Genomic DNA, 25,614 nt, shown 5'->3' with positions numbered 1-25,614 from the left:
GGATCCCTATGCAACAGAGGGTTCAGCCACCCCTCAAGTTTTTGCCGCCGCGATTGACGCCTTGGGTCGTTCATTTCGCTCAAGCAGGCTTGCCCTTTTGGTTGCGATGGACCAAAGGGATCCCTCGCGTTGAAGTAGAGGGGGGAGAGCGTTTGGCTCAGCTTTATCAGCAGTTTGAGGCGGGCAAGATTCGCCTGCTGGTGGCGTTTCGACACCCGACCCTCGATGATCCCCCCTGCTTGATGTACTTGTTTGCCCATCTCCTGCCGCAGGTGGCCCAACGCCAGGGGATCCGCTTTCGGGGCCGGCCCCACGTTTTGTTTGTCTACGACCGCGGCCTACCTCTGTGGCTGGGATCCGTTGCCCGTTGGGGCTTGCCGCGCTTGGGTGGGATCCCGATTTTGCGAGGCCGTCTGGATCGGGCAGGGCTAAAAAGTTCTCGTGAGCAGTTTGTATCGGGCCGATATCCGCTGGCGGTAGCTCCAGAAGGAACGATCAACGGTATGAGCAGTCTTCTCAACCCGTTGGAGCCGGGGGTAGCCCAGATGAGCTTTTGGGCGGTGGAGGATCTGCACAAGGCGGGACGGCCAGAGCAGGTGCTGATCTTGCCGGTAGGCCTTCGCTATTCCTACCTGCGGGATCCCAGTGCCGCTCTGAATAGATTGCTCAGCCGCATGGAGGCCGATTGCAAGCTGCCGCCCACGCGCTCGGCTCACGCCGGTCAAGCCTTTTTGCTGGCCCGTATCCTTCGCTTGGGAGAACACCTGCTCCAGGTCATGCAGACCTTCTATGAGCGCTTTTATGCCCCTGCTCTTCCTGCTGCAGATAGAGCCCAGGTTAAAGAGGGGGATCTGTTGGCGCGTCTTCAAAGCTTGTCAGATCTGGCCCTGCGGGTGGCCGAGCAGCATTTTGGTCTGGAGCCTCAAGGAGACTTCATCGAGCGGCGGCACCGCATCGAACAGGCGGGCTGGGCCTGGATCTACCGCGAAGATATTGCCGATATTGCTGCTCTCTCGGCTTTGGAAAGGGGGCTGGCCAATCGAGTGGCTGCTGAGGCCAGTTTTCACCTCTGGCACATGCGCTTGGCGGAAACCTTGATGGTGTTTGCGGTGCGCCCCATGCCCGAGCAGCCCAGTCTAAGTCTAGACGAGTTGGCGGAAACCGCCCTGCGCCTCTGGAGTCTGCTGGCTTGGATCAAAGGAGAAAATCCCGTCGGAACTGCTCCCCCCCGCTTGGGCCCCCGCCTGGCGCGTTTCAGCATTGGGGATCCCCTCTCGGTTTCCGAACGCTGGCCCGCCTACCAGGCCAACCGCCGACAAGCCGTACAAGCCCTCACCCAAGATTTACAAGCAGAAATGGAGCGGCTTATCAAAGGGATCCCGTGCTCCCCTGCGGTCCTCCCTGCTGTCTGACATGCCTAGTCGGCTCAGGGGCAAAAAGTATAACAATTCCTAAGACATTTTGTGAGATATTTCGTGAAAGTAAAACGAACTTTTGCATTATCTGACAAGCAGGTGAAGGAAAGGGGAAGTTTCTGGCTCTTGGGGTAGAAAGGGGGCAGAAAGGAAGTGAGGCTCGTTGACTTGGTCTATGTCTGATGAGCTGCTCCGCGCCATCCGCAGACGCGACCTAGAGGCCGCCACTTCAGCCGTGCAGCACTTGCGTTCTCGCCATTTAAGTGAAGCTGTAATCACCTCGATGGTGATGGTGGCCGTGGAGCGGTTGGCATGGGATGAAGGCGACCGGGCCGCCGCCAGTTGGTTACTGCGTCGCTGCTCCAGACGACGGCGCTGAAGGGATCCCCCCTGGCCCAGAGGTCATTGCGATACTTCCCCTTTCCCTGGATCCGAGGGGCTTCCTGTGTCAACCTGCCCACAAAGCCCTATCCGCAGAGGGATTAGCTTTCTTCCTTGCCCTTGATCATCTTCTCAATTTGCTCTTTGCGGAACTCGCGACTGGCATTCTCTTGCCCATCGGTTACCACAACCATCATAACCTTGGCCGGGCGATCTGCCTCGCTGAGTTCGCTGAGGCTCTTTTCTAGGTCGATGATGCCGCGCCCCATGGCATCCAGCAAGGGAGTAGAAGCTCGCGGCACGTAGGTCTCGCGGGTCAGCTCAGGGACCTCGGCAATTGGCTTGAAGCGGTGAATGACTTCATAGGGATCCTGGGAGTCGAACTGAACCAAGGTAAGGGTGGCACTTCCCGGTTCTGCTCCTGTAGAAAATCTAACTCTGGCTCAGGTGCAGTGATCTGTTTGTGAAGGTTTGCTTGCAATCTGTTACAAAGGGTATGAATGCTTATGAACGCTTTTTGAGTTCGCCTTGGTAGCTGGGAGCGCCAGAGCATTGTCTCGAATATTCAGCTCGACTACGGGTTAGCATTTTCTCTTAATTTTTAAGTGCTTCATATCCTAAGTACTAACAATGGTTCGTAAACTAACACACTAAAAGAAAGGTTTGCCCTTAATCCCTTTGCATTTCTGAGCTAAGCTTCTAGGCATTGGCCCCGTAAAGATTTTGGAAAAACTAGGGAGTGGCTATGTCTTTTCGCGCAGATTTACAGCGTTTTGCCTTCGCTGTGCTAACAGCGCTGCTTGTCCAGGCGGGGCCAGCTCGGGCCGATCTGCCAGGGACAGCGGATCCCCCAGGGCTTAAGCGCTTCGCAGGATCCAGCATTGTGTTTCAATCGCGGGCCGATTACGACCGCTTTAAGTTGGCCCTTGAAAAAATCGTCTTCAGTGGCGCGATGGGAGCTGTGCAGCCGTACCGGTCTCAAACTGTCGAAGGGCGTCGCATCACGACCTATTACCGACTGCCGGAGCGGGTTGCCCCTCTTGAGGCGCTGCTCAACTACGAAACCGAACTGAAAGAGTCTGGCTTTGAGATCCTCTTCTCCGGCTTGGGGGAGGAGATTGAGACCCTCGGCTACAACAACCAGATTGCTGACGAGATCCTGGATATGAAGGGCACCTACAGCACGCCGGAAGAACGGGCCCAGTGGCCGTTTCAAAACGCCAGAGAAAACACTGCTGCCTATTTAGCCGCACGTGGCAAGTCCCCCGAAGGCGATGAGCGATTCGTGAGCGCCTACTTTGTGGTCAATACCGATGACTGGGAGGTCACCCGCGGCAGTGGACCGATCCCGACCGGGATTACTCTGGGGCGAGTGGATGTCGTCGATGTCAAGCCCCGCCAGCAACGCCTGGAGCTGGTTGAAAGCATTACAAGCAGCGAGATCGATCAAGCCATCAGCCGCGATGGCCGGATCGCCCTCTACGGCATTCTCTTTGCCTATGACTCGGATCAGATTGAAGCGGCTGCCGAGCCCACCCTTGCCGAGATCGCCAAGCTGATGCGCGAGCGCACCAACCTCAGCATCCTCGTGGTCGGTCATACCGATGCGACCGGCAGCTTCGACTATAATCTGGGTCTCTCGCGGCGCCGGGCCGAGGCGGTTGTCAACCGGTTGGTTCAGCTGGGTATCGAGCAGCGCCGCCTTTATCCGGTTGGCGTGGGGTTTTCGGCTCCCGTTGCCAGCAACGCCACCGAGGAGGGCCGAGCAAAAAATCGCCGCGTGGAGTTGGTGGATCTGGCCGGTGGCAAAATCCCCTAGGGGAGAGTTTCTGAGTTTTGGCTCAGGGCAAGCATCGCCGAAAGTCTGGACACTGCGGCTGTGGCGAACTAGCTTAGAGGCAACTCTTCATTTCTAGGCTATTTCAAGGGGTGGGATCCATGCTTAGGCCCAGTCTTCTGTTCTCCGGCTCGGCTTTGTTGGGTTTGCTGTCCTTGCCGTTTTTGATCGGCGAATGTGGCTGGTTGGCCTCGTCTCGTAAGAGCCAGAGTCCTGTCACTGAGGCTTCTCTACAAGCTTGGGAGCACTCCCTGCCCTCATCCCAGGCCTTGTTTGAAGATGAACCAGGTTCTGGATCTTGGCTCATGCGGCAAGCCCAGCTGCAAGAACGGGTACAGCAGCTTGAGCAGCGCTCTCTAGCTCACCAGCAGCAGGCTCATCAGTTGCTGGTACAGCAGGCAGCTCCCCAGCCCGCCGGGGTTGTTGGCCGTTCCAACCCAAGCCTTGCCGTGCCGGCACGGCCTCGGCGTCAGGATCCCACTCTCTCTCAATCCTCTGCTCCGGCGGATCTTCCCAATGAGCTGGCGCGGCTAACCCAGTCCATCCAACAGGAGCCGGGAAATGCGCAGCTTTATCTGCAACGGGCGCAATACTTCTGGCGGGAGTCTCAAGAAGATCCTGCTGCTTTACCGCAGCCTGAGCATGCTTCTGCCATTGCTCGCTTGATGCGCTCTGCTCTGCGGGATCTGGATATTGCCATTGCTTTGGATCCCTACCTGGCTGAAGCCTATTTGCTCAAGGCCAAAATCCAACACGAGCGTTTGCAAGAACCTGAGCAGGCTCTGGCGACCTTGTCTCCCCTGGATCGGATTGCCTATCACAACCCGCAATTGCACTTGATCCGCTCTCGCATCTGGGCCGAACAAGGCCATCTGGAATCGGCGTTTGATGTGTCGCATCTGGCGATTGAGCTGGCCAAGCAAAATCAAGATGCTGCCGATCTTTTCGAGGCCTATGTCCATCGCGGCCTGATGTGGGCCAGCATCTGCGACTTCAATTTGGCCGTTCAAGATTTCAGCCGAGCTCTTGAGTTGCAGCCTTACCAAGGTGATGTGTACTACTACCGGGGTATGGCGCGCGCTTACCAGGGAGAGGATAGGGCTGGTGCCGCTTCCGATTTGGGTAGCGCTTTGATGTTGTGGCGGGCTTCCGGCACGGGATCCCCGGGGCTGCTGGAATATGTAGAAGCGGTGCGGAGGGAACTGTTGCGGTAGCTCAGCTCTGGCGGGGTTTTTGCTGAGAATCTGAAGCGCTGGGTTTGGGGTCTTTGCCCAGGAGCATTTGGCAAGTCCAGCTAGGGCAAGCCAGGATGGTAGAGCCGTCTGTTACCTAGCCCCCTGAAGAGAACCCAGCCAGATGATGAGCCGAAGACAATTGACCATCTCCGTATCCTCCGTAGCCCTGGTGGTGGCCACAGGGATGCTGTTGTTGCTGCTGTGGCAACTGCGCAGCTTGGTGCTGACGGTGATGATCGCGGTGGTGGTGGCGGCGGCGCTGGCTCCCCTGGTGGATCTGGCCGAGCGATTACGCATCCCCCGCTGGCTGGGGGTTGTGCTGGTGTATTTGAGTTTAATTGCCGGGATTGCCGGCTTGGCTCTGCTCATTGGCCCGACGGTGGCGACTCAGACCCAGCGGTTGCTGACGAGGCTGCCTTTCTATCTGGAGCAGTTGCAACTGTTGGTGGATACCTGGATTGCCGATCTGGCGGGGGTGGATCCGGCGGCGCTGGACTACCTAAACCAGTTGCTCGATCCTCAGTCGTTGATGAGCTGGGCGGTTCGCTCGGGACAACGGGTGCTGGTGCAGTCTTTCGACTTCACCCGTGGTTTGCTGGGCGGTCTGCTGACCATGGTGCTGACCCTCTTCATTTCCGGCTACATGCTGGTGAGCGGCTCTGACTTGGTGCGGGGCTTGGTGGAGTTGTTTCCCTATCCCTGGAATGAGCGGCTTGCTGAGCAGGTACACCCGATGGCCCAGCGCATGGGGGGCTACATCCAGGGGCGGGTGCTGGTCTCTGCCATTTTGGGTGTGATGATCACCGTCTCGCTTCGCTTTCTGGGCCTGTCGGAGTTTGCTCTGGCGCTGGGGGTGATCGCTGGGTTTACCAACCTTATCCCCTTCATTGGGCCGGTACTGGGATCCCTGCCCGCTTTGGTGGTGGCGATTGTGCAGGGGGGCTGGACTTTTTTGTGGGTGCTGATCCTATATGTTGCCGTTCAAAACCTGGAAACCTATGTGTTGGATCCTCTGTTGGTGGGATCCTCGGTGCGGGTGAAGCCCTTGTATCAGTTGCTGGCGGTGCTGGGGGGCACCCAGTTGTTGGGTATTGTTGGGGCGGTGATCGCCCCCCCGTGGGTGGCGGGTATGGCGGTGCTGCTGGAGAACCTCTATCTGAAGCCCAAGCAGGAGGCAGAGGTTCGAGCCAGGCTGTATGCTCGGGCCACCGAGGCTGCTGGTTCTTTGGCTTTGCCGGGGATGGATCCTGCCGACGCGAGCAGCCCAGAGCCATCTTTTTCCTCTCGTCCGAATGACTCGTCAAACGAGCCGGAAGGGTTGCCACAGAAAGAAAGTCTCTCGCCTGCGGATCCCGTAGCCGGAAGAAGTCCTTATTAGCAAGCTTCTCATCTGATTCGCCTCTCTCCGCTCTCGGAGAAGGGCTATTGTGGTTGCTGGATAAGGGGCGCTTCTCAGCGGTGACGGGCATCGAGGATAAACAGAGCACTACCTACGACGAACAGGAGGCTGGCTCCTATCCCCAGCAGGGTTTGGACAACCTTGAGATTGAGAAAGGCTGGAGCTGCTGGATCCCACAGAGAGGGGTCACTGCCCAAGGTCATCACCTCGCTCACCGCAAACAGGCTGCTCCCCAGCAAAAACAACCAACTGGCCAACTCGTAGCGGTGGCTGCCTCTCATGTCTGCTCCGACTGCAAGTGTTTGTAGGCTTGGGCAGCGGCGGCCATTTCCGCAGCCTTTTTTGAGCGACCTTCACCGCGACCCCAGCACCGTCCTTGCCCCCAGACTTCCATGGTGAAATGGGGGGGATGTTCCTGGGCGGCCACCAGGCGGTATTCCGGCAGGCTGCCCCAAAGGCGTTGGGTGAGTTCTTGCAGGGCTGCTTTGGGGTTGCGCCGAGTGGGGTCTTGAAACCACTGCTCCACTCGCCGGTGTAGATAGGGATCCAGCCAGGGATGCAGCTTGGGCAGCGTGTAAATACCCCAACTGAGATAAAAAGCCCCAAGCAGAGCCTCGAAAGCATCCGCCAGCCGCCGACCCCGTCCGGCCAAGTCGTTTTGAGAGCTGGATCCCACCTCGAGGTAGCGATCCAAGCCGTGCAGATCCGCCAGTTCTGCCAGGTAAGCATCGCTGGTCAGGTCGGAGCGAATCGCGGTCAGCTCTCCCACCGACAGATGGGGATAGGACTGAAACAAGAATTCTGTGACCAAAATTCGCAGGACAGAATCCCCCAACAACTCCAGCCGATCGTTGTTCCGTCGGCCATCCAGAGAAGGGTGAATCAGAGCCTGATCCAGCAGATCCCAACGCAGTTGTTCCAGCAAAGCCGGATCCCTGAATCCAAGGCGGGCCAGCAAATGCTCCAAGGCACGGCGACGGGGCGGGATCAACTCAACCATACACTCAGGTGCTGACGTTGCCTTAGCGGTCAGAACTGCACAGCTTGCAACCATTTTGACCTGAGCCATCTCACCCAGGCCGGGATCCCCGCTCAGGCGGTAAGCCAGCTATGCTACAGGAGTAGTATAGGCTTTTCGAGGGAGGATCCCTGCATGCCCGTTCGCGCCAATTCCCCCATTCCCACGACCCAGATGGAAGTGACCAGCATTCGGCTGGAACGTGAGCTGAAGCAGCGACTGAAGGCGTTGGCCGGAAATCGGGGCTACCAGGCCCTCATACGGGAAATTCTTTGGAGCTATGTCCTACGCCACTCCCAAGGGGCTGCCACCCTCAGTCCTGAGGATATTCGGGCCAGCTTCCCGGCCACGGCCCACCAAGCCCAATGCTGTGCTCTCACCGGACGGGCCATTCAACCGCAGGAGCCAATGTTGCTGGGGTGGACCACCAATGGAAAGTTCGTCGCCCTTAGCTCCTCCTGCTTTTAATCTTTGTTTTGGGGTCTCTCTCCAGTTTGCGAAGGGATCCAACCGGCACGAGTGCCCATCCGTTTAGATGCCACGAAGTTCTCGATATTTTCTGGCCCGTTCCTCGGCTGGATCGGGGGCTTGAGCTTTGGCAACTGCCTCCTCCAGTTGGGCCATCACCGTCTCTGCCGGTTCAGCGGAGCGGACGACGTAAAACATTAGGTTAATGGCTTCGTTGGCCGTCAGTTTGAGGGTTTCTTTTCCCTTGGGCACCAGCGCGATCTTGCCATCTGTGGTTGTGATGGCTGTGTGGGATCCCTTGGCCAGAATCTCCCCAGCTTTTTCCAGAGTGACAAGCATATCCGTAGCTCACGGCAGCAGGACATCTACTATCCTATCGAATGTCTTGGGGCAAACGTTCCAGAAGGGTCTAAGCCATTTGGCGGATTGGGTGGGTTCATCATGGGTTGCCATGCTCTGCCAGCCAAGCATACAAGTGGGGAAACAACTTTTGATTGGCCCCTGGGAAGGGAAATTCCGACAGTTCCGCCGGGCTGACCCAGCGCACCTCGCTACATTGCAGGGCTTGGGCTTCTCCGCCCAGGTAGCGACAGATAAAAGCGATAAGAGTAACGGTGAAATGGGTATAGGCATGTTCGACGGTGGCCAGCGGCGCGACCACCTCGATATCGATGCCGATTTCTTCTTTTACCTCCCGTACTACACACTCGGCAGCCGTTTCTCCCGGCTCGATTTTGCCTCCGGGAAACTCCCACAGCCCGCTGAGCATTGAGCTTTCCAGTCGTCGATCGATAAGGATTTCTTTTCCCCGAAGAACAATGGCAACCGCGATTTGCTTATGAGGACGGGAGGCACGGGGTGCAGACATAGGCAATTGTTGGTGTTGACCTCGATTGTAGGCGCTGCAATCCGCTTGCCAAGGGCACCGGCCACAGTGAGGCTTTTTGGGACGACAGACGGTAGCCCCCAAATCCATCAGGGCTTGGTTAAAAGCCCGCGGCTGCACGGGATCCAACAATTGCTGGGAAAGCTGCCACAACAGGGGCAGACACTGGGCCGGAGGCTGCTGCAAAGCCACCAAGCGAGCCAACACCCGCTTGACGTTGCCATCCAAAATGGGCAAAGGCTGATCGAAGGCAGCGCTGAGAATGCCGCCAGCCGTGGTGCGCCCGATCCCCGGCAGAGCCAGCACCTGCTCCAAATCCCTGGGGAACTCGCCGTTCCGTTCCCGCACCAGGATTTGGGCGGCTTTGTGCAAGTTCAGGGCCCGCCGGTAGTAGCCCAGGCCCTCCCACAGTTTCAGCACCTGCTGCTGGGGGGCTGCCGCCAATGCTGGGATCCCGGGCAGGGTTTGCATCCAGCGCTGAAAGTAGGGGATAACTGTTGCCACCTGGGTTTGCTGTAACATCACTTCCGAAACCCAAATGGCGTAAGGATCCCGGGTGCGGCGCCAGGGCAGATCCCTTCCGTGGTCACGGTACCAACGTTGAAGAGACTGCCGCAAGCGTTGCAAAGAAGCCTCGTCCCAATTCCCTACCTTGTCCGGGAGGCTTGCAGCGCAGGAAAAGCTGCCCTTAGCTTCTGGAAGAGGCTGAGACTCAAGCCGCGTAAGCAAAGTGCAAAGCCCACCAGATCAGGGCCGAAACCACACCGGCCACAATCCCTGCCGAGATCAAAACGACAATTGGGCTATCTGCCCCCTTGAACTTCATAATGCCGCGATTGTAGTCAGCCATCCTTGCCTCCTACCAGCTCTGGCGTTGGGGTTGCCATGGATGTTGATTGGGATCCAGATCTGCCAGCTCTATTCACAGGGAAAGCTGTGGCGAAGATGTCCCAGTAGAGGTGCTCCGCACCGCCGGCGCAAACATGCCTGGGGAGAAGCACCGTCCTCGGTCATGCATGATACAACCTTAGCATGGAACAGACTTTGACCCTGGTGATTTGGACTGTTTGGAATAACCAGAAGCTAGGCAACCCGCAGGACTAACCGGTCTGCTTCCCACTGTCGAAATAGGTTGAGAAGGTGGTCGGCTCTCTCTTCATGGGCAGCCAGGATCTCAGCGCCAGAACGGGCTTGATTGGCCAAGGGCAGCAGCAGCTCCACCACTTGGTAGCGGGTAGAGGCCATCATCTTGCCAGGGATCCGGGCGATAGGCCAGAAAATATCCATCTTCTGGGTCAGGATCTGGGCCGGATCCAGCTTGCCCAACAGATCTGAAAAGGGGATTTTTTGATCCCAGTAGCGCACGCTGCCATAGCGGACAAACAAGGGGTTGAGCTGCCAGCGGGAGCTCTTAAAAAATTCGACTGTAAAGGGATCCCAGTGGTCCACCTTTTTCCCTTGATGGCAACACCAGAAGAGATTTTGCGTGTGATACAGAGGCTCCAGATACTCCATGACCCGCAGTTGGTCGATGCGAGCAAGGGCCTCGTAGCGGCGATGGAACTCCGGGTGGGTGGCGGCAATCAACGGCCTGGCATTCCAATAGTCCAAGTAGGGGGCTACATCGATAAACTCCAGCCCGGCTTGGGCAAGCAAGTCGGGAATCTCGCCGATGTCGAAAGGAATATCATTGGCATGGAAGAAATTATCGACAATGTTTTCATCTTGTCCATAGTATTCTTGGTGAGCCTTGGCGTGCTTGGCCAAAAGGGAATTGGGGCTGGCTCCCTTCAGCAGTTGCCGCACAAATTCGATCTTTTCTGGGGTTGCAGGTGGGGTGATGCCCAACAACTCCAAGGCTCGCCGAATGCGGTACAGATGCCAACGGCCTGAACGGTTGTAGAGCATCAGCGCCATCACCCCATCGGGAGCCAACCGCGATGCCAGATTGCTCAAAGCCTTCACCGGATCTGCAGTGTGGTGAATCACGCCGTAGGAGCTGATCATGTCGAAGCTGCCTTCGGGCCAGGTAGAGGGATCCATTAGATCCCCGTACTGCACAGAGCAGTTGCGTAGGCCGTGGTGCTTAATTCGCTTTTGGGCAATCTCCAGGGCCGGGCGGCTGATGTCGATCCCGACCACCGAACCATAGCCGGGGTTGCTGGCGGCAATGCCATGCACTTCCCAGCCGGTGCCACACCCGGCCACCAAAAACCTGGATCCTGTGGGCTCTTGCAAGGTGCGGGTGCGGGCGTACTGCGCCAAGGTATAGCTGCCCAGACTGGAGAAGCCCTCAAAGGGCCGGTCGTAAGGAATAGGAGGATAGGGGAAAGTCTCGTACTGGGCCTGCACTGCCCGGGTAATCTCGGCTTCGCTCACCAAAAGCACTTCCTCCCACGCGTTCCCCCCCATCCTAAGGTCTTCTTGACGCTTTGAGCCGGGAGATCTTGCTGGGTTGCCCGTCTGAGAACCTGGCCCTTCACAGCCTGGTTGTAAACCCCGCCGGAGGCAGAGCGGGCGGGACGGAGTCCTCACAAAACCGAGTGAGGCAGGCGACCCTCTGCCGAGCCGTTGGCTAAGGCCCTGCCAGAGCGTGAGTTGCCCGCTTGTAGGCTTCCTCCAGCGTCTCTGCCAAGGTGGGGTGAACGTGCACCAAGCCGGCCAGTTCTCGCACCGTGGCCCGGCGAGCAATGGCCTGAGCTGCCTCGTGAATCAAATCCGCCGCATGGGGCCCGAAGATATGGGATCCCAGCAGTAGGCCGGTGCTCTTGTCAAAGACCAGCTTGACCATGCCCTCTGTCTCTCCCGAAGCAATGGCCTTGGAGTTGCCGCCAAAGTAGGTGCGCACCGTGCCCACGCTGTAGCCTTCCTCCTTGGCCTGAGGTTCGGTCAGCCCTACAAAACCCATTTCCGGGTGAGTGAACACCGCGGCCGGAATGCTCAGGTAGTCCATATAGGCGGTACGGCCACAGATGTTTTCCACGGCCACTCTCCCCTGGGCTGCCGCTGCGTGGGCCAACATCATCTTGCCGGTCACATCCCCAATAGCCCAGAGGTGAGGCAAATCGGTGGCCATGCGGCTATCGACGGGGATGAACCCCCGTTTGCCGGTGTCGATGCCCAGCTCGGCCAAGCCCAGCCCCTCTGAGACCGGGATCCGACCGGCAGCCACCAAGCAGCCATCCACCTGCAGCGTCTCGCCGTTGGAGAGGTGAATCGTTACTGGCTGGCCAGGGATCACCTGCTTGGCCGTGATCCCCACGTAGGTCTGGATTTGCCTGGGCTTAATCAGCACCCGCTGGGCCAGGCGGGCAATATCGGGGTCAAAGGCCGGCATCAGGGTCTCCAGGGCTTCGATGAGGATGACCTGGGATCCCAAGGCAGTGTAGATGTCGGCAAACTCCTGGCCGATGTAGCCACTGCCGATAATCGCTAGGCGCTCCGGGATCCACTCCAGCCGCACCGCCTCGTCGCTGGTGAACACCGTCCGGCCATCCACCTCGATGCCAGGGGGCACAAAGGGGCGGGAGCCCGTCGCGAGAATGACATCCTGTGCCGTGTAGGTGTGGGATCCCTTCTCTTCCTGGACTTCCACCTGCTGGGGTGCCACCAACTTGCCTCGCCCTCTCAGGATTGTTACCCCCAGCTTCTCCAGCGAGCGAGTCATGTCGGCGCGGATCTTCTCCACCACTTGGGCAGCATGATTGGCAATAGCCTCTCGGTTCACCTGAAGGGATCCCACTTGGATGCCCAGCCCAGAGCTATGTTGCAGTTCCCGCAGGCGTCCTGAGGCGGCCAGCAGAGCCTTGGAGGGGATGCAGCCGCGGTTGATGCAGGTGCCGCCCATTTCTGCACCTTCAACGATGGCGGTCTTCAGGCCAGATTCGACCGCATGTAAAGCAGCGCCGTGGCCGCCGACGCCGGCACCGATGATGATTACGTCAAAATCGAAGCTCATGGCGAGATTGGATAACCAGTGCCTCATTTTCTCACCTTGTTGGCCTTCCCAGAAACCTGGCTAGGGGCACCCAAGCCATGCAGTAGCATAGAGTCGCTTGTAGGCGGGTGGGGGTACACATGACACTCCAAGCTTTGATCTTCGATGTGGACGGCACGCTGGCGGACACGGAGCGGGATGGTCATCGCGTGGCCTTTAACGCTGCCTTTGCCGAGGCAGGGCTGGACTGGCACTGGTCGGTGGAGCTCTACGGCCAACTCCTGGCCATTACGGGGGGCAAAGAGCGCATTCGCCATTTCGTTGCAACCTGCCAGCCGCCGCTACCCCCTGGTGAAGATTTAAATGCCCTCATTGCCCGGCTGCACCAGGCCAAAACCCGCCACTACACTGCCCTATTGGCCCAAGGGGGGATCCCACTCCGCCCAGGGGTGAAGCGCCTCCTGCAGGAGGCCAGAGCTGCTGGGATCCGCTTGGCCATTGCCACCACCACCACGCCGGAAAATGTAACAGCCCTTTTGGAGCACACACTGCCGGAGAGCCTAAGCTGGTTTGAAGTGATCGCTGCCGGCGATATTGTCCCCGCCAAAAAGCCCGCCCCCGACATCTACTTCTACACCCTGGAACAGATGGGGCTGCCCCCCCAGGCCTGCCTGGCCTTTGAAGACTCGGAGAATGGGCTGCGCTCGGCCCAGCAGGCCGGTATTCCCACTGTGGTGACGGTAAACGACTATACCCGGGATCAGGATTTTTCCGGGGCGGCTCTGGTGCTGGATCACCTGGGGGAGCCTGAGGATCCGTTTCGGGTGTTGGCGGGAACGGTGGGATCCCACCGCTACTTCACCCTGGAGTTGGCCTGCCAAGTCCATGCCCAAGCCATTCCCTCTGAGGTGGGAGACTGATGTCAGCAGCAGAGCTCCCAGACCTGCAGCAGCGCCTAGAGGCTCATCTGCAGCAAGTGGCCCAGCCGCGGGATCCCGACTGGTCGCCCTTGGGCCATCAGCAGGTGGAGCGCTACATCCAAGAGCAGCTTTCTAAGTGGGGATCCCTGGAGTCCTTCCCCTTTGAGGCCGGTGGCCGCCTGCACCGCAACTGGATCTTGAAATTGCCGGGATCCCGTTCTGGCCGCCAACCCATCCTCATCGGAGCCCACTTTGACGCTGCCCCGGCAACCCCTGGAGCAGACGACAACGCCAGCGGCATAGCGGTGTTGCTGGAATTGGCCCGCCATTTTGCCGCCAACCCTGCCCCTTCCCCCCTGTGGCTGGTGGCTTTTGACCTGGAGGAGCGGGGAATGGTGGGCAGTGGGGCTTACGCCCAGTTTCTTCAACGTCAGAGGCAATCCCTACGGCTGATGCTGTCTTTGGAAATGCTGGGCTACCGGGATCCCGCCCCCGGATCCCAGGACTATCCCGCCGGCCTTGAGAAGCTCTACCCCAACCGGGGAGATTACATCGGTCTCATCGGCAACTGGCCCACCTGGGGGGATCTGCTCAAGCTGCAGCGTGATTTTCAAAAAGTGGGGATCCCTTGTTGCTGGCTGCTGGCCGGGCAGCGGGGCCTAATCCTGCCTGCCACTCGCCTGAGCGACCACTCCCCCTTTTGGGATGCGGGCTACGCCGCCGTTATGGTTACCGACACCGCTTTCTTGCGCAACCCTCACTACCACAAGCCAAGCGACACCCTCGAAACCCTAGATCAAGACTTCCTGACGGGGGTCTGCCAGGGCTTGATGGCCGGGATCCGCTCGCTGTAGCTCTTCCAAACCCCCCAGTCATTCCGGCAGCAAGTAGCATGCGTTGAATCCCAACTCCCCTCTCCTGGAAGGAGGCCAGGGGTAAGGATGGAATTGGCATCCTCAGTACGGAGATTTCTCCAGGGGGTTCGCGATTCTGCGACCGAGTCCTTTGCTGAAGAGGGGAGACAATAGACGAGAGTAGTAAGACGAGAGTAGTAGCAGGGAAAAGGTTAAAAAACCTGCCTTGGCACTGTAAAACTCAGCAGGAGATTGCGTATGAGCGCTTTTGCCCAAGCTCCCAAAAAGTGTGTTTCCGCCGCCTTCAAAGAAGAGGGCAAGCTGCAAGAGTGTATCCAGCGGCTTTTGAACCGTGGCATTCCCAACGATTGCATCTCCATTATTGGCCGCAACTTTCAAACCGAAGCCAAAATTACCGGGTTTATCACCCGCAAAGAGGTGGTTCTGGACGGTCTGACCAATGGGGCCATCTATGGATCCCTGTTCGGATCCCTGCTGGGGCTGCTCACTGGCGTGGGGGTGCTGTTCATTCCCTTTTTGGGGGCAGTGGTGGCCGCTGGGCCTCTGGGAGCCGCTTTGTTGGGGGCAACGGGCGGCGCTTTGTACGGAGCACTGGGAGCGGGCCTGGGATCCGCCCTGATTGCCTTGGGTATGCCGCAGGAGAAAGCCGCCATCTACCAAACCCGGGTACAGGCGGGCGAGTTCTTGTTGGTGGTGCAAGTACCGGAAGAGAAGTCGGGCGAAATTTACTGGCTGCTGCAGAGTGCTGGCGGAGAGGAAGTTTCCATTGCCGACTTGAACTTGCCCGGTGAGCCAGAGGGAGACTTAACCCCAGAGAGCATCTCGCCGGAAATCCGCGCTGACCTCTCGGAAGAAGCGCAGCAAACCTTTGTGGAAGCCTACAACCAAGCCAAACAAGAGAGCAATAACTCCACCCATGCACTCCTCAAAGCTTGGGAAAAGGTCAAGCAAATTTTCACACGAGATGAGAAAGGGATCTTCTCCAAACGCAAGCCCTAGCCCAAAAAGTTTCCGAAGTAGCGAGAGCACAGTAAAGCGCCATCTCGCCGCTCTGCCTGTACGTGTTCTGGGTCTGCTCCAATTTTTTAGCTGCAACCTTATATCCTGAGAATAGCCCGAAAAACTCTAACCTAACCTTGCAGGGGTGAGCCTATGGCTGCGAGTGACTTCAAGGATTACTACAAGATCCTGGGCGTCAGCAGAGATGCCTCTGCCGAGGAAATCAAGCGCGTCTATCGCAAGTTGGCCCGCCAGTATCACCCCGACGTGAACCCCGGCAACAAGGCGGCAGAGGAACGCTTTAAGGAGATCAACGAAGCCTACGAGGTGCTCTCTGATCCAGAGAAGCGGCGGCGCTACGACCAGTTTGGGCAGTACTGGCAGCGGGTGGGTACTGGTTCTGCTGCTGGAATGCCGGGCATGGAGGGCTTCGCCCAATACGCCAGCTTCGAGGAGTTTATCAACGAGCTGCTGGGCCGTATGAGCTCCCGCCGCAGCGGGTTCCAGGGCTTCGCCGGCGGCTTTGGGCCGTTTGTTTCGGTGGATTTGCCGGGGCAGGATGTGGAGGGCACTCTGGGTCTCAGCTGGGCAGAAGCTTTCCACGGCACCCAGAAACGGCTGAACCTAGATGGAGAAACGCTAACTATCCGCATTCCCCCCGGCGCTAAGCCGGGCAGTCGCATCCGCGTCAAGGGCAAAGGCCAGGTCAGCCCCTTTGGCGGGCCAAGAGGGGATCTCTACCTCACTTTGGAGCTGCCCCCCCATCCCTTCTTCCGCTTTGACGGAGACAACCTGCTCTGCGAGCTGCCCATTACTCCTGACGAGGCGGCTTTGGGAGGGACGGCGGAAGTTCCCACCCCTACGGGTCGCGTGCAACTGAGGATCCCTGCCGGGGTAGACAGCGGCCAAACCCTGCGGCTGCGGGGCCAAGGCTGGCGGGATCCCCAAGGCCAGCGGAGCGACCTGCTGGTGCGGCTGAAGGTGGTGGCACCCAAATCCCTTTCCCAGACCGAGCGGGATCTCTACGAAAAGCTGCGCCAAAGCCGTAGCTGGGATCCCCGCGCCCACTTGCAGGAGGTGAGTCTATGAGTTTGGCCATTGTGCGGGTAGAAGAACGGCTCTATACCTTCGAGCAGGCCACGGAACTGCTGGGGATCCCTCCCCACCTGCTGGAATGGCTGCTGGCTCAGGGCTTAGTGGAGGCCGAGAGCAGCTACCTGACCCCCCAACAGCTCAGGCGGTTGTTGCAAATGAGCCGCCTACACCGAGACTTAGGCCTCAACTGGACGGGGGCGGCGATGGTCTTGGACATGGCTCAGGAAATTGCCCGGCTCAGGGGGCAACTGCGCCACTACCGCGGATTTTGAGGCTGCCCAGCTAACCCATCAAGGAGATAACTCGATGAACCCTATGGAACAGATCATCCGACGTAGCCAGGTGGTGGGCCTGCTGGCCCTCGATGGCAGCACTGCTACCGCATTGGGTACCGTAGAAGAAATCTGGGTTGACCCAACAGGGCGGGTATGCTACTTCACCAGCCAGCAGGGGTACACCCCCCTGGAGCAGATTTCTCTCATCGGGCCAGACGCGCTGCTGACCTACTCTACCGTTTTTGCTACCCCCCTAACCCCCATCAGCTCTCTTTACCGTCGCACAGTGCGCATTGGGAATCGAGAGGTCGGCTGGATTGAGGATTTTCTCTTTGACTGGGAGACTGGAGCGATTGCCGCTTATATTCTGGGTGGCAGCATTGCCGAGCCTTGGGGGGGGCGCGCCGTTCTCCTGCCTGAGGATGTGGAAGCCATTGATGTGGACGCGGTGGTGGTTAAGGAGGATGCTCCGCAGCGGCTGAAATCGGAAGCGGAAGGCTTAAAGAACTTTTGGAGCGAAAAATCTCGGCAGGTGAAACAGCTTATCCAGCGCATGGGGGATCGCCTCAAGGCGTTGGTTGGCCCACAGGATCCGCCGGAGGTGGTGCGCGTTAAGGTGAAGCAGGTGCGGGACGAGCTGGCCAAAGGGGGCAAGTTCGATCTCTCCCTACTGGACGAGGCGGCAGAGTTTCTGCAACACAAGTGGGAAACCTGGCAACATCGCCTCAGCCGCGCCGCTCAGCGCATGCAGGCTGCCCTTCAGGCTGCTTGGGAGAAGCTGACCGAATAGCAAAGAATGACTCTGCAACCTCTGGCCTGCGGTCGCCTCAGATGCTGCACATTTGCTTCCCAACTGCTTCCCAACTCCCCTCTTCCTCTGGGAAAGGGGCTGGGGGGCAACAGCATGAGGTGCTTGGGGAGTCCGTCCCACTGCTCGACCGGAACTGTTGCAAGCCAGTCCTCGACCAAACCCAGCTGACGGACGGCGGCTTTTTCGGCTACGATCTAAGATCGCTGTCAATGCTCGGATCAGGTTTCAAGACCCCCGCAGGGCACCTGTACGGCAGGGAGAAAGATGACTTACGCAATTGTGGAAACCGGCGGTAAGCAGCTTTGGGTGGAGCCGGGGCGTTTTTACGAGGTCGATCGCCTGGCGGAAGTGGAGGAGAACAGCCCCTTCGATTTGTCTCGTGTGCTGTTGATCAACCACGAGGGACAAATCACGTTGGGGCATCCCTACGTTTCGGAGGCGGTCGTCAGGGCACGGGTTTTACAGCATCGGCGCGGCGATAAAATCATCGTCTACAAGATGAGGCCAAAGAAAAAGACCCGCAAAAAGAGGGGTCATCGGCAACCGCTGACCCGTCTGCTGATCGAGTCTATTGAACTCAATGGGGTGCCCCTAGCCACGGCACCATCCCGTACGGAAGCGGCTCCAGAGTCTAACCCAGAGGCAGCCCCTTCGGCAGCGGCGACAGGGATCCCTGCGGATGAGGAATAAACTCTGAACTCAGGTGTCCTGAATCCCGATTTTTTTATCTCGTTTCTGTTGATCACGCAGTTGCATAGGAGGCGTTATGGCTCATAAGAAGGGAACGGGCAGCACTCGCAACGGTCGAGATTCCAATGCCAAGCGGCTGGGGGTGAAGCGCTATGGGGGCGAGCTGGTGCATCCCGGCCACATTCTGGTCAGGCAGCGGGGCACCAAGTTTCACCCAGGGGTGAACGTGCGCATCGGCGGCGACGACACCTTGTATTCTGTGGTCACCGGCATTGTGACTTTTGAGCGCTATGGCAAGTGGCGGCAAAAGGTGAGTGTCTACCCAGCTGAGGTGGCTGCCCAGTAGGGAAAGGCCCAGCTTTGAAACTGCCTGGGAGAGTTTCTTCCGCAAGAGAAGATTCTCGCTTCTGTCGACCAAGCTGCTTGCCGGGCTGAAAACTGTCTGCTCCAGAGCAGACAGGGTTTTGCTGTTGCTGATTCCTGAACTTTTTTCGTTCTTGAGGATTGGGGCCAGCCGGAAGAGAAGAGGAGCTAGGGATCCCTGACCCTTCAAGGGCGAAAATGGCAAAAGCGTGGAAGGCAGAAAGCTGATGCGGGTGTATTTGTTTCGCTGGGCAGGGTTGCTTCACCTCATTGCCGGGGTGATGTACCTCTACTGGCGACTGACAGCCGGGTTGATGGATTTGGGATCCCTTTTGTTTTGGGGGGCAGAGCTGTATGTTTGGCTGGCGGCGGTGGGCTTTACCCTCAGCCGCTATCCCCAAGTGCCGAGAGAGACGATCCCATCCCCGGAGGTTCTGCGGCGGTCGTTTTTCCAGTTACCTCGAGTGGATGTGCTGGTGATGCGCCAGTGGGATTCCGTAGAGGCAACCCGGCAGACGGTGCTCTCGGCTCTGCACCTCGACTACCCTTGGGAGCGGTTGTTTGTCCACATTGTGGATCGGGTAGAGGATGAGGAGATGGCCAAGGCGGCCCGGGCCATTCCCTGCGAATACTGGGCCTGCCCTAGCCCCACAGCCGACCCCCTGGCTTACGCGATGGGATCCCCTCATATCCAAGGGGAGTATCTGCTCCTGGTGCAGCCGGGCCATTTTCTCGAGCGGGACTTCCTGTGGCAGACCTTGCCCCACTTTTACGACTCGCCGGAGCGGGCTCCCATCGCCAATCGTATCGGGTTTGTGCAGGCAATGCTGCGCACCCTAGGCCAGCCCAGAGCCGTTCACCCCCTGCAGCAGCTCTTGGCGGTGGGATCCCAGGGCTACCAGGCGGCACCCCTGTTGGGTTCTGGCTGTCTCATCCGGCGCAAGGCTTTGGAAGGGATCCCGCGGATCGACATTCGTCGCCCTGTGCAGTTGGGGTGTCAGATGCACTGCCGCGGCTGGCAGTCTCAATTGGTTCGCCAAACCCAGGTTACGGGTGTTTTGTTGCCCTTGCGCAACCGCCGCGTTGCTTTGCTGGCTTTGTTTTCGGCCTTGAGGGAAAATCCCTTCTGGGGCAAGCCGACCACGCAGCAGCAGCGCTTTCAATACCTGTGGCTGGCCCTCTGGGCTGCCGGTGGGATGGCGGAGCTGGTCTACTTGGCGGTGCCGATGGTCTTTCTCTGCACGGGGTGGATGCCGGTGCCGGCCTTTGACCGGGTCTTCTTCGCGTGGTTTTTGCCTTATGCTCTCCTAGGGCGCATCAGTTGGCTCTTGGCCTTTCCCCCGCATTTGTGGGGGGCAGCTTGGCAGTCGGAACGGCAGACGGGCAGCCAGTTTTTTCAGTCCATCCAGGCGCTGGTGCAAAGTCTGCAGGGAGTGCCCCCCTATCCCGAGCAGCCTTCCCAGCTCTCCTTGGGGCCTCAGGCTCTGGCTATTGTGCTGACTTTTCTGGCTATGGGGGTGGGATCCCTGCGTTCTGCCGGCAGTTGGGATCCCTCTTGGCCTGAGCTGCTGTTTGGCTTGGTCTGGGCCTTCTACAACCTGATGATCCTGACGGTGCGCCCCGACGATCACGATTTTGCCGGCTTTGCTTTTCCCAGCAGCAGCGCCGCTGCGGCGACAGAAGAGAGCGCCGACCCATAGGCTGCCAAGCCAAGACAAGTTCATCGCAAAACCAAATCCCCACATCCATTCAGCTGCTGCATGGATGAAATGGCAGGCTGCCGCGGCAGATGGTGGGCAAACGCTATGCTGTGAGAAGTGTAGGATAAGTGGATCGGCACAGGTTGTCTCCAACTCTCCGGGGAGGTGTACCGGTGGAGAGGGGGGATCCCTGGCCAAGTCGCCCCTCCTGTTTGCAGGATTGAACGCGGTCTTCTAGGTTCAGAACGACACACCTGTGGAGTCAGAGAGACCCCCCCTTCGACTGCTCCCCCTGGGTACGGATCCCTGGCAGCAGGGCTGTGCCTATTGGCTGGAGATGGGATCCCACCGTTTGCTTCTCGATTGCGGGTTGCCCGCTCCTGCCCTCTTTAAGGCTCTGCCAGGGATCCCGGATGCGGTAATCTGCAGCCATGCTCACTTTGACCATGTGCAAGGGCTACCTGCTTTTCATCGTCGTTACCCTCAGGTACCTCTCTACGCCACGCCGGTGACTGCTCATTTGGCCGCTGGTCTGTGGGAGTGTGGCGTTTGGCCAGGCTACGACCGGGACATTCGCTTTCCCCCCTTTCGGGCGCTGCCTTTGGGCCGGGCGCGAGAGATTTTGCCCCATCTGATGCTCACTTTCTTTGCGGCTGGGCATCTGCCGGGAGCGGCGGCAACCCTGCTGCAAAATACCCAAACCACTCCGGCCCAAGCCTGCGTGTACACGGGCGACTGTTCCCTGGCCTCAACTCGCTTTGCCCCCGGCTTGGATCTCATTGCTTTGCGCCACTGGCAGCCGGACGTGTTGCTCATCGAGGCTTCGCTGGGATCCACCCGCCATCCACCCCGTCGTCACCTGGAAAATCGCCTGGTGGAGCGGTTGCTCAGCGCCTTGGAAGCGGGGCAAACGGTGCTGTTTCCCCTGCCAGTGTTGGGGTTGGGGCAGGAGCTGATCTTTCTCCTCAAAGCCCACCACCGCTTTACCCAAGCCCCCCAAGAGCTCAAGATATGGGTGGCGCCGGGGCTGGCGGCAGGCTGCAATCTCTACGAGCGCTTGCTCACCTACCTGCCGGAGCCGGTGCGCAATTTCGCCACCTACCAGCCCTTGTTCTGGGAAGACCGCCTGCAGCCGCGGGTTCAGCCCCTTACCGAAGCGGATCCTCTGCCCCAAGGCTTGCTGCTGTGCGACGCCGATGCCGGGCCTGAGGCTTGGGATCCCATCTGGTCGAGATTGCTGGCCCAACCGCAGCGCTCCTGTCTGCTGGTGCGGCTGCCAGAGGTGGAACTGGCTACCCCGTTTGAGCGTTGGCCGGCGCCGCTGCGCTCCCGCATTGCCGTTGAATGGATAACCTGGCACAGCCACAACGATGTCGGGCATCTCACCCAGATCATCCACACCTTTCGCCCCCAGCATTTGGTCTTGGTTCACGCCGACCCCAAGCAGGCTCAGGATCTGGCGGATCTGCCGGAGCTGTGCAATCGCTACCATGTCCACTGCCCCCAGCCCGGACATTGGCTGGAGCTACCCGACGGCCGCCTGCAAACCCCGGTCAAGCTCCCGGATTCTCCTGCCGAGGTCACGGATCCCGCTGTGCGCTATGAGGGGGAGGTGGAAGAAGTTTGGCAGGAGCAGGGCTCGCCGCGGGCTTTGGCGGGGGTACAGGTGCGTCTGCCGCCCCAGATCACCCAGGATCCCCGTTGGCCGGCCTGGGCCGATACCGGCCTGGTGGAAGCCCGCTGGCAGGGATCCGAACTGGTGCTGCGCGGCCTTTCTCCACGGGAGCTGATCCGCCCGGCAGAGGCTGCCCCTTCTCCAGCAGGGATCGTGCCGCGTCCAAAACAGCCTTCTGTATCCAGTCATCACGGTGGCAAAAAGTGCCAAAATTGTCGCTTTGCCCGCCAGATCTTGACTTCCCAAGCCCAAGCCTTTCGCTGCGATCAGGAACGCTCTCCCCTCTACCGCCTCAGGGTGGATCCCCAGGGGAGCTGCCCCTACCATCAGCCGCAGGAGATCCGCTCTTCCGGTTAGCCGTCAAGCCAGGGAAGCCCAAAGGCTAGAATGGGGCAAGTCGCGGTGCCAACCATGCTTGAGCAAGATTCCTGGGCAAATCATCGCCGTGGGCCGGTCGGATCCCTGGAGCGCCCAGCCGAGGCCTTGGCTGCGGCCAGCCCGCCCGTAGTGCAGATGGTTGGGGTGAACAAAGTCTATCCACTGCCGGAGGGCAGTTTTCAGGCCCTCTACGATATCGACTTGGCGATCCAGCCGGGAGAGTATTGCGCCATTATGGGGCCCTCTGGATCCGGCAAATCCACCCTGATGAACCTCATCGGCTGCTTGGATCGGCCCAGCTCAGGGCGCTACTGGCTGGATGGGGTGGAAGTTTCCACCCTGACCGATCGCGATTTGGCCCACATTCGCAACCAAAAAATCGGCTTTGTCTTCCAGCAGTTCCATCTCCTGCCCGTCCTGACAGCGCTGGAGAACGTCATGCTGCCCTTGGCCTATGCTGGGATCCCGGAGCCGGAGCAACGCCGGCGGGCCAAGCAAGCCCTAGAACAAGTGGGCTTGGGGAGCAAACTGCAGCAGCGTCCGGCCCAACTCTCCGGCGGCCAGCAGCAGCGGGTGGCGATTGCTCGTGCCATTGTCAACCGACCCCAACTGTTGCTGGCTGATGAGCCGACTGGGGCTCTGGATAGCCATACCGGCCAGGAAGTGCTGAACCTTTTTGCGGAGCTCCACCGGCAGGGCATCACCCTGGTCGTGGTCACCCATGACCTTGAAGTAGCCCAGGCCGCCCAGCGCATTATCCGGGTTGGGGATGGCCGTTTGCTGGATTGAGGAAGACAGGGATCCGCCTGGGGGCAGTTGGGTTCAGGAGAGTTCCCAGTTGCGGTGAACTGGCGTGCCGGATGGATCCCCAGCTTCCCTCTCCCTTTGGGTGAAGGTCAAAGGGAATGTCTTAAACGACCCTATCTAGGACGGCCCGGCTTAGGCTACTCTAAACGCAACTGAGGGCTTGGGAAAAGGATCCATCGATGAAACTGATCGAAGATATCATCCGATTTTTGGAAACCCGCCTGGAGGAATTTCTCAGGGCCCACCCCGAGATCGAGCTGCAAGCCCTCGATGAGCAGTTGCGCCAGCAGGAATCGGATACCCTGCAGCTGTTGCAGGAAAGCCGCGTCCAAGAGGAGGCTCTCCAAAAAAGCATTCTCAACTTAGCCGAGGAGATTAAAACCTGGCACTTTCGCATTGAGAAGGCGCAGCGGGCCAATCGTCCCGATCTGGCCGAAGGAGCGCGACGCCGGGAGGCTGAGCTGTTGGAGAGGGGCAGCCAGCTATGGGGTCAAATGAAAGCCCAAAAGGAGAAAATCCAACAAATGGAAGCCCTGCTGCCGCAGATTCGCCAGCGCCGCCAAGAAGTGAAGGCTAAGCTGCAGGAGGTAAGAGCCGCGCAAGCCAAAGGCATCGACAACCCGGACCGGAATTTCAGCCCTTGGGGAAAACCTTTCGAGGCTTGGGATGAATTGGAAGAGCAATTTCGTCAGCTAGAGGTGGAAAACGAATTGAATGACACGAAGAGGAAGGTGCGGGAACAGCAGCGGCGGTAACAGCCTGACCCAAAATCTTGTTAGTTTGCTAATGTTGAATCCAGTCGCAACAGCCAAAATCGAGCTGGGCGGAACTTGTGATTTAAGCCCTTGGTCTCAAGAGCCATAGCCACATCATTTCCAGAACTTTCTCTGGCACCGACCGGGAAGAAAAGTCTCTCCTCTCCCCCAAGAGTGATACGCTATTGGGCATGAATGAGTTGTATCTGAATCACCCCACATTTGGTCTGCTCTACAGCCTGTGTCAGGTCGACGAAAATCAGGCTCTCTTCACCACTCTCTACGCCCAAAGGCTCTTTTTTCGGGTTTACTTCAGGCCGCCGGATAACAGCGGGGATCCTGCTGCCATGGAGGAGTTGGTCTTCGATCCGATTAGCCGTAATGAGGCTCGCCAGCTCATCGAAGAGCAAATGCGCCTGCTGCGCCGTGCTGCCCGCCAAGATGAGCTAGAACAATTGCAGTTGATCTACAAGCAAACCTTTTCCTGAAAGAGGTTTTTTCGAAGGTCTGGCACGGCTGAGGGTGAGGGTTTCGTCCCCCAATAGCCACCTAAAACTGAGACAGAAAGCGCAGGTCGCTGGTATAAAACAGGCGGATATCCTGAATGCCGTGGAGGAGCATGGCCATCCGCTCAATGCCGATCCCTGCCGCAAATCCGGTGTAGCGCTCCGGGTCGTAGCCCACCGCTTGAAATACATTGGGATCCACCATGCCGCAGCCGAAGATTTCCAGCCATTTCGAGCCAAAGCGCACGTCCATCTCAGCAGAAGGCTCGGTAAAGGGAAAATAGCTGGGCCGAAAGCGGGTTTCTCGCTTGCCCAATAGGCGGGTGATGAAAGTGTTGAGGGTGCCCTTCAGGTCGGAAAAGGTGAGGTTCTCGCCCACCGCCAAAATTTCCATCTGGTGAAACACAGCGGAGTGGGTGGCATCCACGGTATCGCGGCGCATCACCCGACCGGCATGCACAATGCGCAGCGGCGGCTGGTGTTGCTCCATGTAGCGCACCTGCACCGAGGAGGTTTGGGTACGCATCAGGTAGCCATTGGCCAGGTAGAGGGTATCCTGCATATCCCGCGCCGGATGGTCGGCAGGGGTGTTGAGGGCCTCGAAGTTGTAGTACTCCGTCTCGAGCTCAGGCCCATGCACCACGGTGTAGCCCATTCCCACAAAGATATCGAGCATGCGGTCGATGGTGGCCTGCAGCGGATGGATCCGCCCCAGAGGCCGACGGGGCCCGGGCATAGTGACATCCAGGCGCTCTGCTTCTAGGCGGGCCAGCAGTTGAGCTTCACCAAGGGCCTGTTTGCGCTGCTCCAGACTGGATTGGAGGGCCTCTTTAAAGGTGTTGGCCAAAGCGCCAATGGCAGGCCGTTCTTCTGGGGGCAGCTTCCCCATTCCCCCCAAGATTTTGGAGAGCTTACCTTTCTTGCCCAGGTAGTCGATGCGGATCTGTTCCAGAGCCTCCAGACCGTCAGCTTGTTCCACTTGGGCGAGGGCCTCGCTTTGCAGGGTGAGAAGCTGTTGGCGAAGCGTGTCTTTTTCGTCTTGCATGGGGCCGATTCCAAGGGCAGAAGGGATCCCTGGGGTTGTGAGGAGTCCCTACAAAGGTATCACAGGAGGGAGCATGACTCTAGTCAATAATAAGCTCAACTATACTGAAAATAATGTATAATATGTTCAGTACGGATTACTACC

Annotated in this window: 28 protein-coding genes; 19 read left to right on the top strand and 9 right to left on the bottom strand. The window is 58.8% G+C overall.

Translation table 11 applies throughout. The features are described from left to right. Window positions 1-8: 8 nt before the first annotated feature. Together NW842_RS05070 and NW842_RS05065 are read left to right on the top strand one after the other, a co-directional pair. On the top strand, window positions 9-1,412 hold the full coding sequence (locus NW842_RS05070) for a 1-acyl-sn-glycerol-3-phosphate acyltransferase (protein ID WP_414374264.1): 1,404 nt from the start codon (window positions 9-11) through the stop codon (window positions 1,410-1,412). A 178-nt stretch (window positions 1,413-1,590) separates the two neighbouring features. Further along, complete coding sequence (locus tag NW842_RS05065; RefSeq protein ID WP_041436260.1) at window positions 1,591-1,794, top strand: hypothetical protein; 204 nt, start codon at window positions 1,591-1,593, stop codon at window positions 1,792-1,794. Window positions 1,795-1,897: 103 nt separating this feature from the next. On the opposite strand, the gene NW842_RS05060 is transcribed toward NW842_RS05065, so the two are convergent. Next, entirely contained in the window at window positions 1,898-2,188 is a 291-nt protein-coding gene (locus tag NW842_RS05060; RefSeq protein WP_414374267.1) for a hypothetical protein, read from the bottom strand. Between the two features lie 353 nt (window positions 2,189-2,541). Between NW842_RS05060 and NW842_RS05055 the strand changes: the two genes are divergently transcribed. The 3 genes from NW842_RS05055 to NW842_RS05045 all read left to right on the top strand — a co-directional run bounded on the left by NW842_RS05055 (window position 2,542) and on the right by NW842_RS05045 (window position 6,246). Next, window positions 2,542-3,615, top strand: coding sequence for an OmpA family protein (locus NW842_RS05055; RefSeq protein ID WP_414374270.1), 1,074 nt, complete (start codon window positions 2,542-2,544; stop codon window positions 3,613-3,615). Between the two features lie 323 nt (window positions 3,616-3,938). Then, window positions 3,939-4,847, top strand: coding sequence for a hypothetical protein (locus NW842_RS05050; protein ID WP_414374272.1), 909 nt, complete (start codon window positions 3,939-3,941; stop codon window positions 4,845-4,847). A 142-nt stretch (window positions 4,848-4,989) separates the two neighbouring features. Beyond that, window positions 4,990-6,246: an AI-2E family transporter gene (locus tag NW842_RS05045; protein WP_414417595.1), complete on the top strand. Its 1,257-nt coding sequence runs from the start codon at window positions 4,990-4,992 to the stop codon at window positions 6,244-6,246. A gap of 74 nt (window positions 6,247-6,320) precedes the next feature. On the opposite strand, the gene NW842_RS05040 is transcribed toward NW842_RS05045, so the two are convergent. Next, on the bottom strand, window positions 6,321-6,548 hold the full coding sequence (locus NW842_RS05040; protein ID WP_414375257.1) for a hypothetical protein: 228 nt from the start codon (window positions 6,546-6,548) through the stop codon (window positions 6,321-6,323). Next, a complete protein-coding gene (rnc, locus tag NW842_RS05035) occupies window positions 6,545-7,267 on the bottom strand; it encodes a ribonuclease III (protein ID WP_414375259.1) in 723 nt (240 codons plus the stop codon). Before rnc ends, NW842_RS05040 begins: the two co-directional genes overlap by 4 nt. Before the next feature lie 153 nt (window positions 7,268-7,420). Between rnc and NW842_RS05030 the strand changes: the two genes are divergently transcribed. Further along, window positions 7,421-7,753, top strand: coding sequence for a hypothetical protein (locus NW842_RS05030; protein WP_414417594.1), 333 nt, complete (start codon window positions 7,421-7,423; stop codon window positions 7,751-7,753). A gap of 63 nt (window positions 7,754-7,816) precedes the next feature. Here NW842_RS05030 and NW842_RS05025 read toward each other — a convergent pair whose 3' ends face one another. The 5 genes from NW842_RS05025 to lpdA form a co-directional block, all read right to left on the bottom strand. Next, complete coding sequence (locus tag NW842_RS05025) at window positions 7,817-8,092, bottom strand: hypothetical protein (RefSeq protein WP_011432394.1); 276 nt, start codon at window positions 8,090-8,092, stop codon at window positions 7,817-7,819. A 100-nt stretch (window positions 8,093-8,192) separates the two neighbouring features. Further along, window positions 8,193-9,257: an A/G-specific adenine glycosylase gene (gene mutY, locus NW842_RS05020; RefSeq protein WP_414417593.1), complete on the bottom strand. Its 1,065-nt coding sequence runs from the start codon at window positions 9,255-9,257 to the stop codon at window positions 8,193-8,195. A 94-nt stretch (window positions 9,258-9,351) separates the two neighbouring features. Then, complete coding sequence (locus tag NW842_RS05015) at window positions 9,352-9,489, bottom strand: hypothetical protein (RefSeq protein ID WP_011432392.1); 138 nt, start codon at window positions 9,487-9,489, stop codon at window positions 9,352-9,354. 233 nt (window positions 9,490-9,722) lie between these two features. Then, window positions 9,723-11,018, bottom strand: coding sequence for a class I SAM-dependent methyltransferase (locus NW842_RS05010; protein ID WP_414417592.1), 1,296 nt, complete (start codon window positions 11,016-11,018; stop codon window positions 9,723-9,725). Between the two features lie 196 nt (window positions 11,019-11,214). Further along, window positions 11,215-12,597, bottom strand: a complete 1,383-nt coding sequence (lpdA, locus tag NW842_RS05005) for a dihydrolipoyl dehydrogenase (RefSeq protein ID WP_414388752.1) — start codon at window positions 12,595-12,597, stop codon at window positions 11,215-11,217. A gap of 119 nt (window positions 12,598-12,716) precedes the next feature. Between lpdA and NW842_RS05000 the strand changes: the two genes are divergently transcribed. The 13 genes from NW842_RS05000 (at window position 12,717) to NW842_RS04940 (ending at window position 24,407) form a co-directional block, all read left to right on the top strand. Beyond that, window positions 12,717-13,496: an HAD family hydrolase gene (locus NW842_RS05000; protein WP_414417591.1), complete on the top strand. Its 780-nt coding sequence runs from the start codon at window positions 12,717-12,719 to the stop codon at window positions 13,494-13,496. Next, window positions 13,496-14,350 carry a M28 family peptidase gene (locus NW842_RS04995; protein ID WP_414417590.1) on the top strand — a complete coding sequence of 285 codons (855 nt, stop codon included), beginning with the start codon at window positions 13,496-13,498 and terminating at the stop codon, window positions 14,348-14,350. Before NW842_RS05000 ends, NW842_RS04995 begins: the two co-directional genes overlap by 1 nt. Window positions 14,351-14,608: 258 nt before the next feature. Then, window positions 14,609-15,370, top strand: coding sequence for a ChaB family protein (locus NW842_RS04990; RefSeq protein ID WP_414332456.1), 762 nt, complete (start codon window positions 14,609-14,611; stop codon window positions 15,368-15,370). Between the two features lie 153 nt (window positions 15,371-15,523). Next, window positions 15,524-16,459: a DnaJ C-terminal domain-containing protein gene (locus tag NW842_RS04985; protein WP_414417589.1), complete on the top strand. Its 936-nt coding sequence runs from the start codon at window positions 15,524-15,526 to the stop codon at window positions 16,457-16,459. Then, complete coding sequence (locus NW842_RS04980; RefSeq protein ID WP_011432385.1) at window positions 16,456-16,737, top strand: chaperone modulator CbpM; 282 nt, start codon at window positions 16,456-16,458, stop codon at window positions 16,735-16,737. Before NW842_RS04985 ends, NW842_RS04980 begins: the two co-directional genes overlap by 4 nt. A gap of 34 nt (window positions 16,738-16,771) precedes the next feature. Continuing rightward, the gene (locus NW842_RS04975) at window positions 16,772-17,530 is read left to right on the top strand and encodes a photosystem reaction center subunit H (RefSeq protein ID WP_414349974.1); all 759 of its coding nucleotides are present in this window, start codon (window positions 16,772-16,774) and stop codon (window positions 17,528-17,530) included. Window positions 17,531-17,815: 285 nt separating this feature from the next. After that, window positions 17,816-18,241, top strand: a complete 426-nt coding sequence (rplU, locus tag NW842_RS04970; RefSeq protein WP_011432383.1) for a 50S ribosomal protein L21 — start codon at window positions 17,816-17,818, stop codon at window positions 18,239-18,241. A 76-nt stretch (window positions 18,242-18,317) separates the two neighbouring features. Then, window positions 18,318-18,587, top strand: a complete 270-nt coding sequence (rpmA, locus tag NW842_RS04965; protein ID WP_011432382.1) for a 50S ribosomal protein L27 — start codon at window positions 18,318-18,320, stop codon at window positions 18,585-18,587. Window positions 18,588-18,813: 226 nt separating this feature from the next. After that, window positions 18,814-20,304 (top strand): cellulose synthase, encoded by a 1,491-nt coding sequence (locus NW842_RS04960; protein WP_414417588.1) that lies wholly within the window; start codon window positions 18,814-18,816, stop codon window positions 20,302-20,304. A 256-nt stretch (window positions 20,305-20,560) separates the two neighbouring features. Then, window positions 20,561-22,336, top strand: coding sequence for an MBL fold metallo-hydrolase (locus NW842_RS04955; RefSeq protein ID WP_414375267.1), 1,776 nt, complete (start codon window positions 20,561-20,563; stop codon window positions 22,334-22,336). Between the two features lie 54 nt (window positions 22,337-22,390). Further along, window positions 22,391-23,146, top strand: coding sequence for an ABC transporter ATP-binding protein (locus NW842_RS04950; protein ID WP_011432379.1), 756 nt, complete (start codon window positions 22,391-22,393; stop codon window positions 23,144-23,146). Between the two features lie 197 nt (window positions 23,147-23,343). Next, window positions 23,344-23,919 carry a TIGR04376 family protein gene (locus NW842_RS04945; RefSeq protein WP_414329872.1) on the top strand — a complete coding sequence of 192 codons (576 nt, stop codon included), beginning with the start codon at window positions 23,344-23,346 and terminating at the stop codon, window positions 23,917-23,919. A gap of 191 nt (window positions 23,920-24,110) precedes the next feature. Next, on the top strand, window positions 24,111-24,407 hold the full coding sequence (locus NW842_RS04940) for a PipX family protein (RefSeq protein ID WP_011432377.1): 297 nt from the start codon (window positions 24,111-24,113) through the stop codon (window positions 24,405-24,407). Window positions 24,408-24,468: 61 nt separating this feature from the next. Here the strand turns inward: NW842_RS04940 and pheS are convergent, their stop codons facing one another. Further along, window positions 24,469-25,470, bottom strand: coding sequence for a phenylalanine--tRNA ligase subunit alpha (gene pheS, locus NW842_RS04935; RefSeq protein WP_011432376.1), 1,002 nt, complete (start codon window positions 25,468-25,470; stop codon window positions 24,469-24,471). Window positions 25,471-25,614 lie beyond the last annotated feature (144 nt).

The organism is Synechococcus sp. R55.4 (genome assembly GCF_047461935.1).
GTDB lineage: Bacteria > Cyanobacteriota > Cyanobacteriia > Thermostichales > Thermostichaceae > Thermostichus.
This window is presented reverse-complemented; position numbering and strand designations above follow the sequence as displayed.

Coding starts and splice junctions, on each gene's coding strand:
- NW842_RS05055 (WP_414374270.1), top strand. CDS start 2,542: ATGTCTTTTCGCGCAGATTTACAGCGTTTTGCCTTCGCTGTGCTAACA.
- NW842_RS05040 (WP_414375257.1), bottom strand. CDS start 6,548: ATGAGAGGCAGCCACCGCTACGAGTTGGCCAGTTGGTTGTTTTTGCTG.
- NW842_RS05050 (WP_414374272.1), top strand. CDS start 3,939: ATGCGGCAAGCCCAGCTGCAAGAACGGGTACAGCAGCTTGAGCAGCGC.
- NW842_RS04995 (WP_414417590.1), top strand. CDS start 13,496: ATGTCAGCAGCAGAGCTCCCAGACCTGCAGCAGCGCCTAGAGGCTCAT.
- NW842_RS04990 (WP_414332456.1), top strand. CDS start 14,609: ATGAGCGCTTTTGCCCAAGCTCCCAAAAAGTGTGTTTCCGCCGCCTTC.
- NW842_RS04940 (WP_011432377.1), top strand. CDS start 24,111: ATGAATGAGTTGTATCTGAATCACCCCACATTTGGTCTGCTCTACAGC.
- NW842_RS05065 (WP_041436260.1), top strand. CDS start 1,591: ATGTCTGATGAGCTGCTCCGCGCCATCCGCAGACGCGACCTAGAGGCC.
- NW842_RS05030 (WP_414417594.1), top strand. CDS start 7,421: ATGCCCGTTCGCGCCAATTCCCCCATTCCCACGACCCAGATGGAAGTG.
- pheS (WP_011432376.1), bottom strand. CDS start 25,470: ATGCAAGACGAAAAAGACACGCTTCGCCAACAGCTTCTCACCCTGCAA.
- rpmA (WP_011432382.1), top strand. CDS start 18,318: ATGGCTCATAAGAAGGGAACGGGCAGCACTCGCAACGGTCGAGATTCC.
- NW842_RS05000 (WP_414417591.1), top strand. CDS start 12,717: ATGACACTCCAAGCTTTGATCTTCGATGTGGACGGCACGCTGGCGGAC.
- rplU (WP_011432383.1), top strand. CDS start 17,816: ATGACTTACGCAATTGTGGAAACCGGCGGTAAGCAGCTTTGGGTGGAG.
- rnc (WP_414375259.1), bottom strand. CDS start 7,267: ATGGTTGAGTTGATCCCGCCCCGTCGCCGTGCCTTGGAGCATTTGCTG.
- NW842_RS05015 (WP_011432392.1), bottom strand. CDS start 9,489: ATGGCTGACTACAATCGCGGCATTATGAAGTTCAAGGGGGCAGATAGC.
- NW842_RS05025 (WP_011432394.1), bottom strand. CDS start 8,092: ATGCTTGTCACTCTGGAAAAAGCTGGGGAGATTCTGGCCAAGGGATCC.
- NW842_RS05070 (WP_414374264.1), top strand. CDS start 9: ATGCAACAGAGGGTTCAGCCACCCCTCAAGTTTTTGCCGCCGCGATTG.
- NW842_RS04950 (WP_011432379.1), top strand. CDS start 22,391: ATGCTTGAGCAAGATTCCTGGGCAAATCATCGCCGTGGGCCGGTCGGA.
- NW842_RS05045 (WP_414417595.1), top strand. CDS start 4,990: ATGATGAGCCGAAGACAATTGACCATCTCCGTATCCTCCGTAGCCCTG.
- lpdA (WP_414388752.1), bottom strand. CDS start 12,597: ATGAGCTTCGATTTTGACGTAATCATCATCGGTGCCGGCGTCGGCGGC.
- NW842_RS04980 (WP_011432385.1), top strand. CDS start 16,456: ATGAGTTTGGCCATTGTGCGGGTAGAAGAACGGCTCTATACCTTCGAG.
- NW842_RS04975 (WP_414349974.1), top strand. CDS start 16,772: ATGAACCCTATGGAACAGATCATCCGACGTAGCCAGGTGGTGGGCCTG.
- NW842_RS04985 (WP_414417589.1), top strand. CDS start 15,524: ATGGCTGCGAGTGACTTCAAGGATTACTACAAGATCCTGGGCGTCAGC.
- NW842_RS04945 (WP_414329872.1), top strand. CDS start 23,344: ATGAAACTGATCGAAGATATCATCCGATTTTTGGAAACCCGCCTGGAG.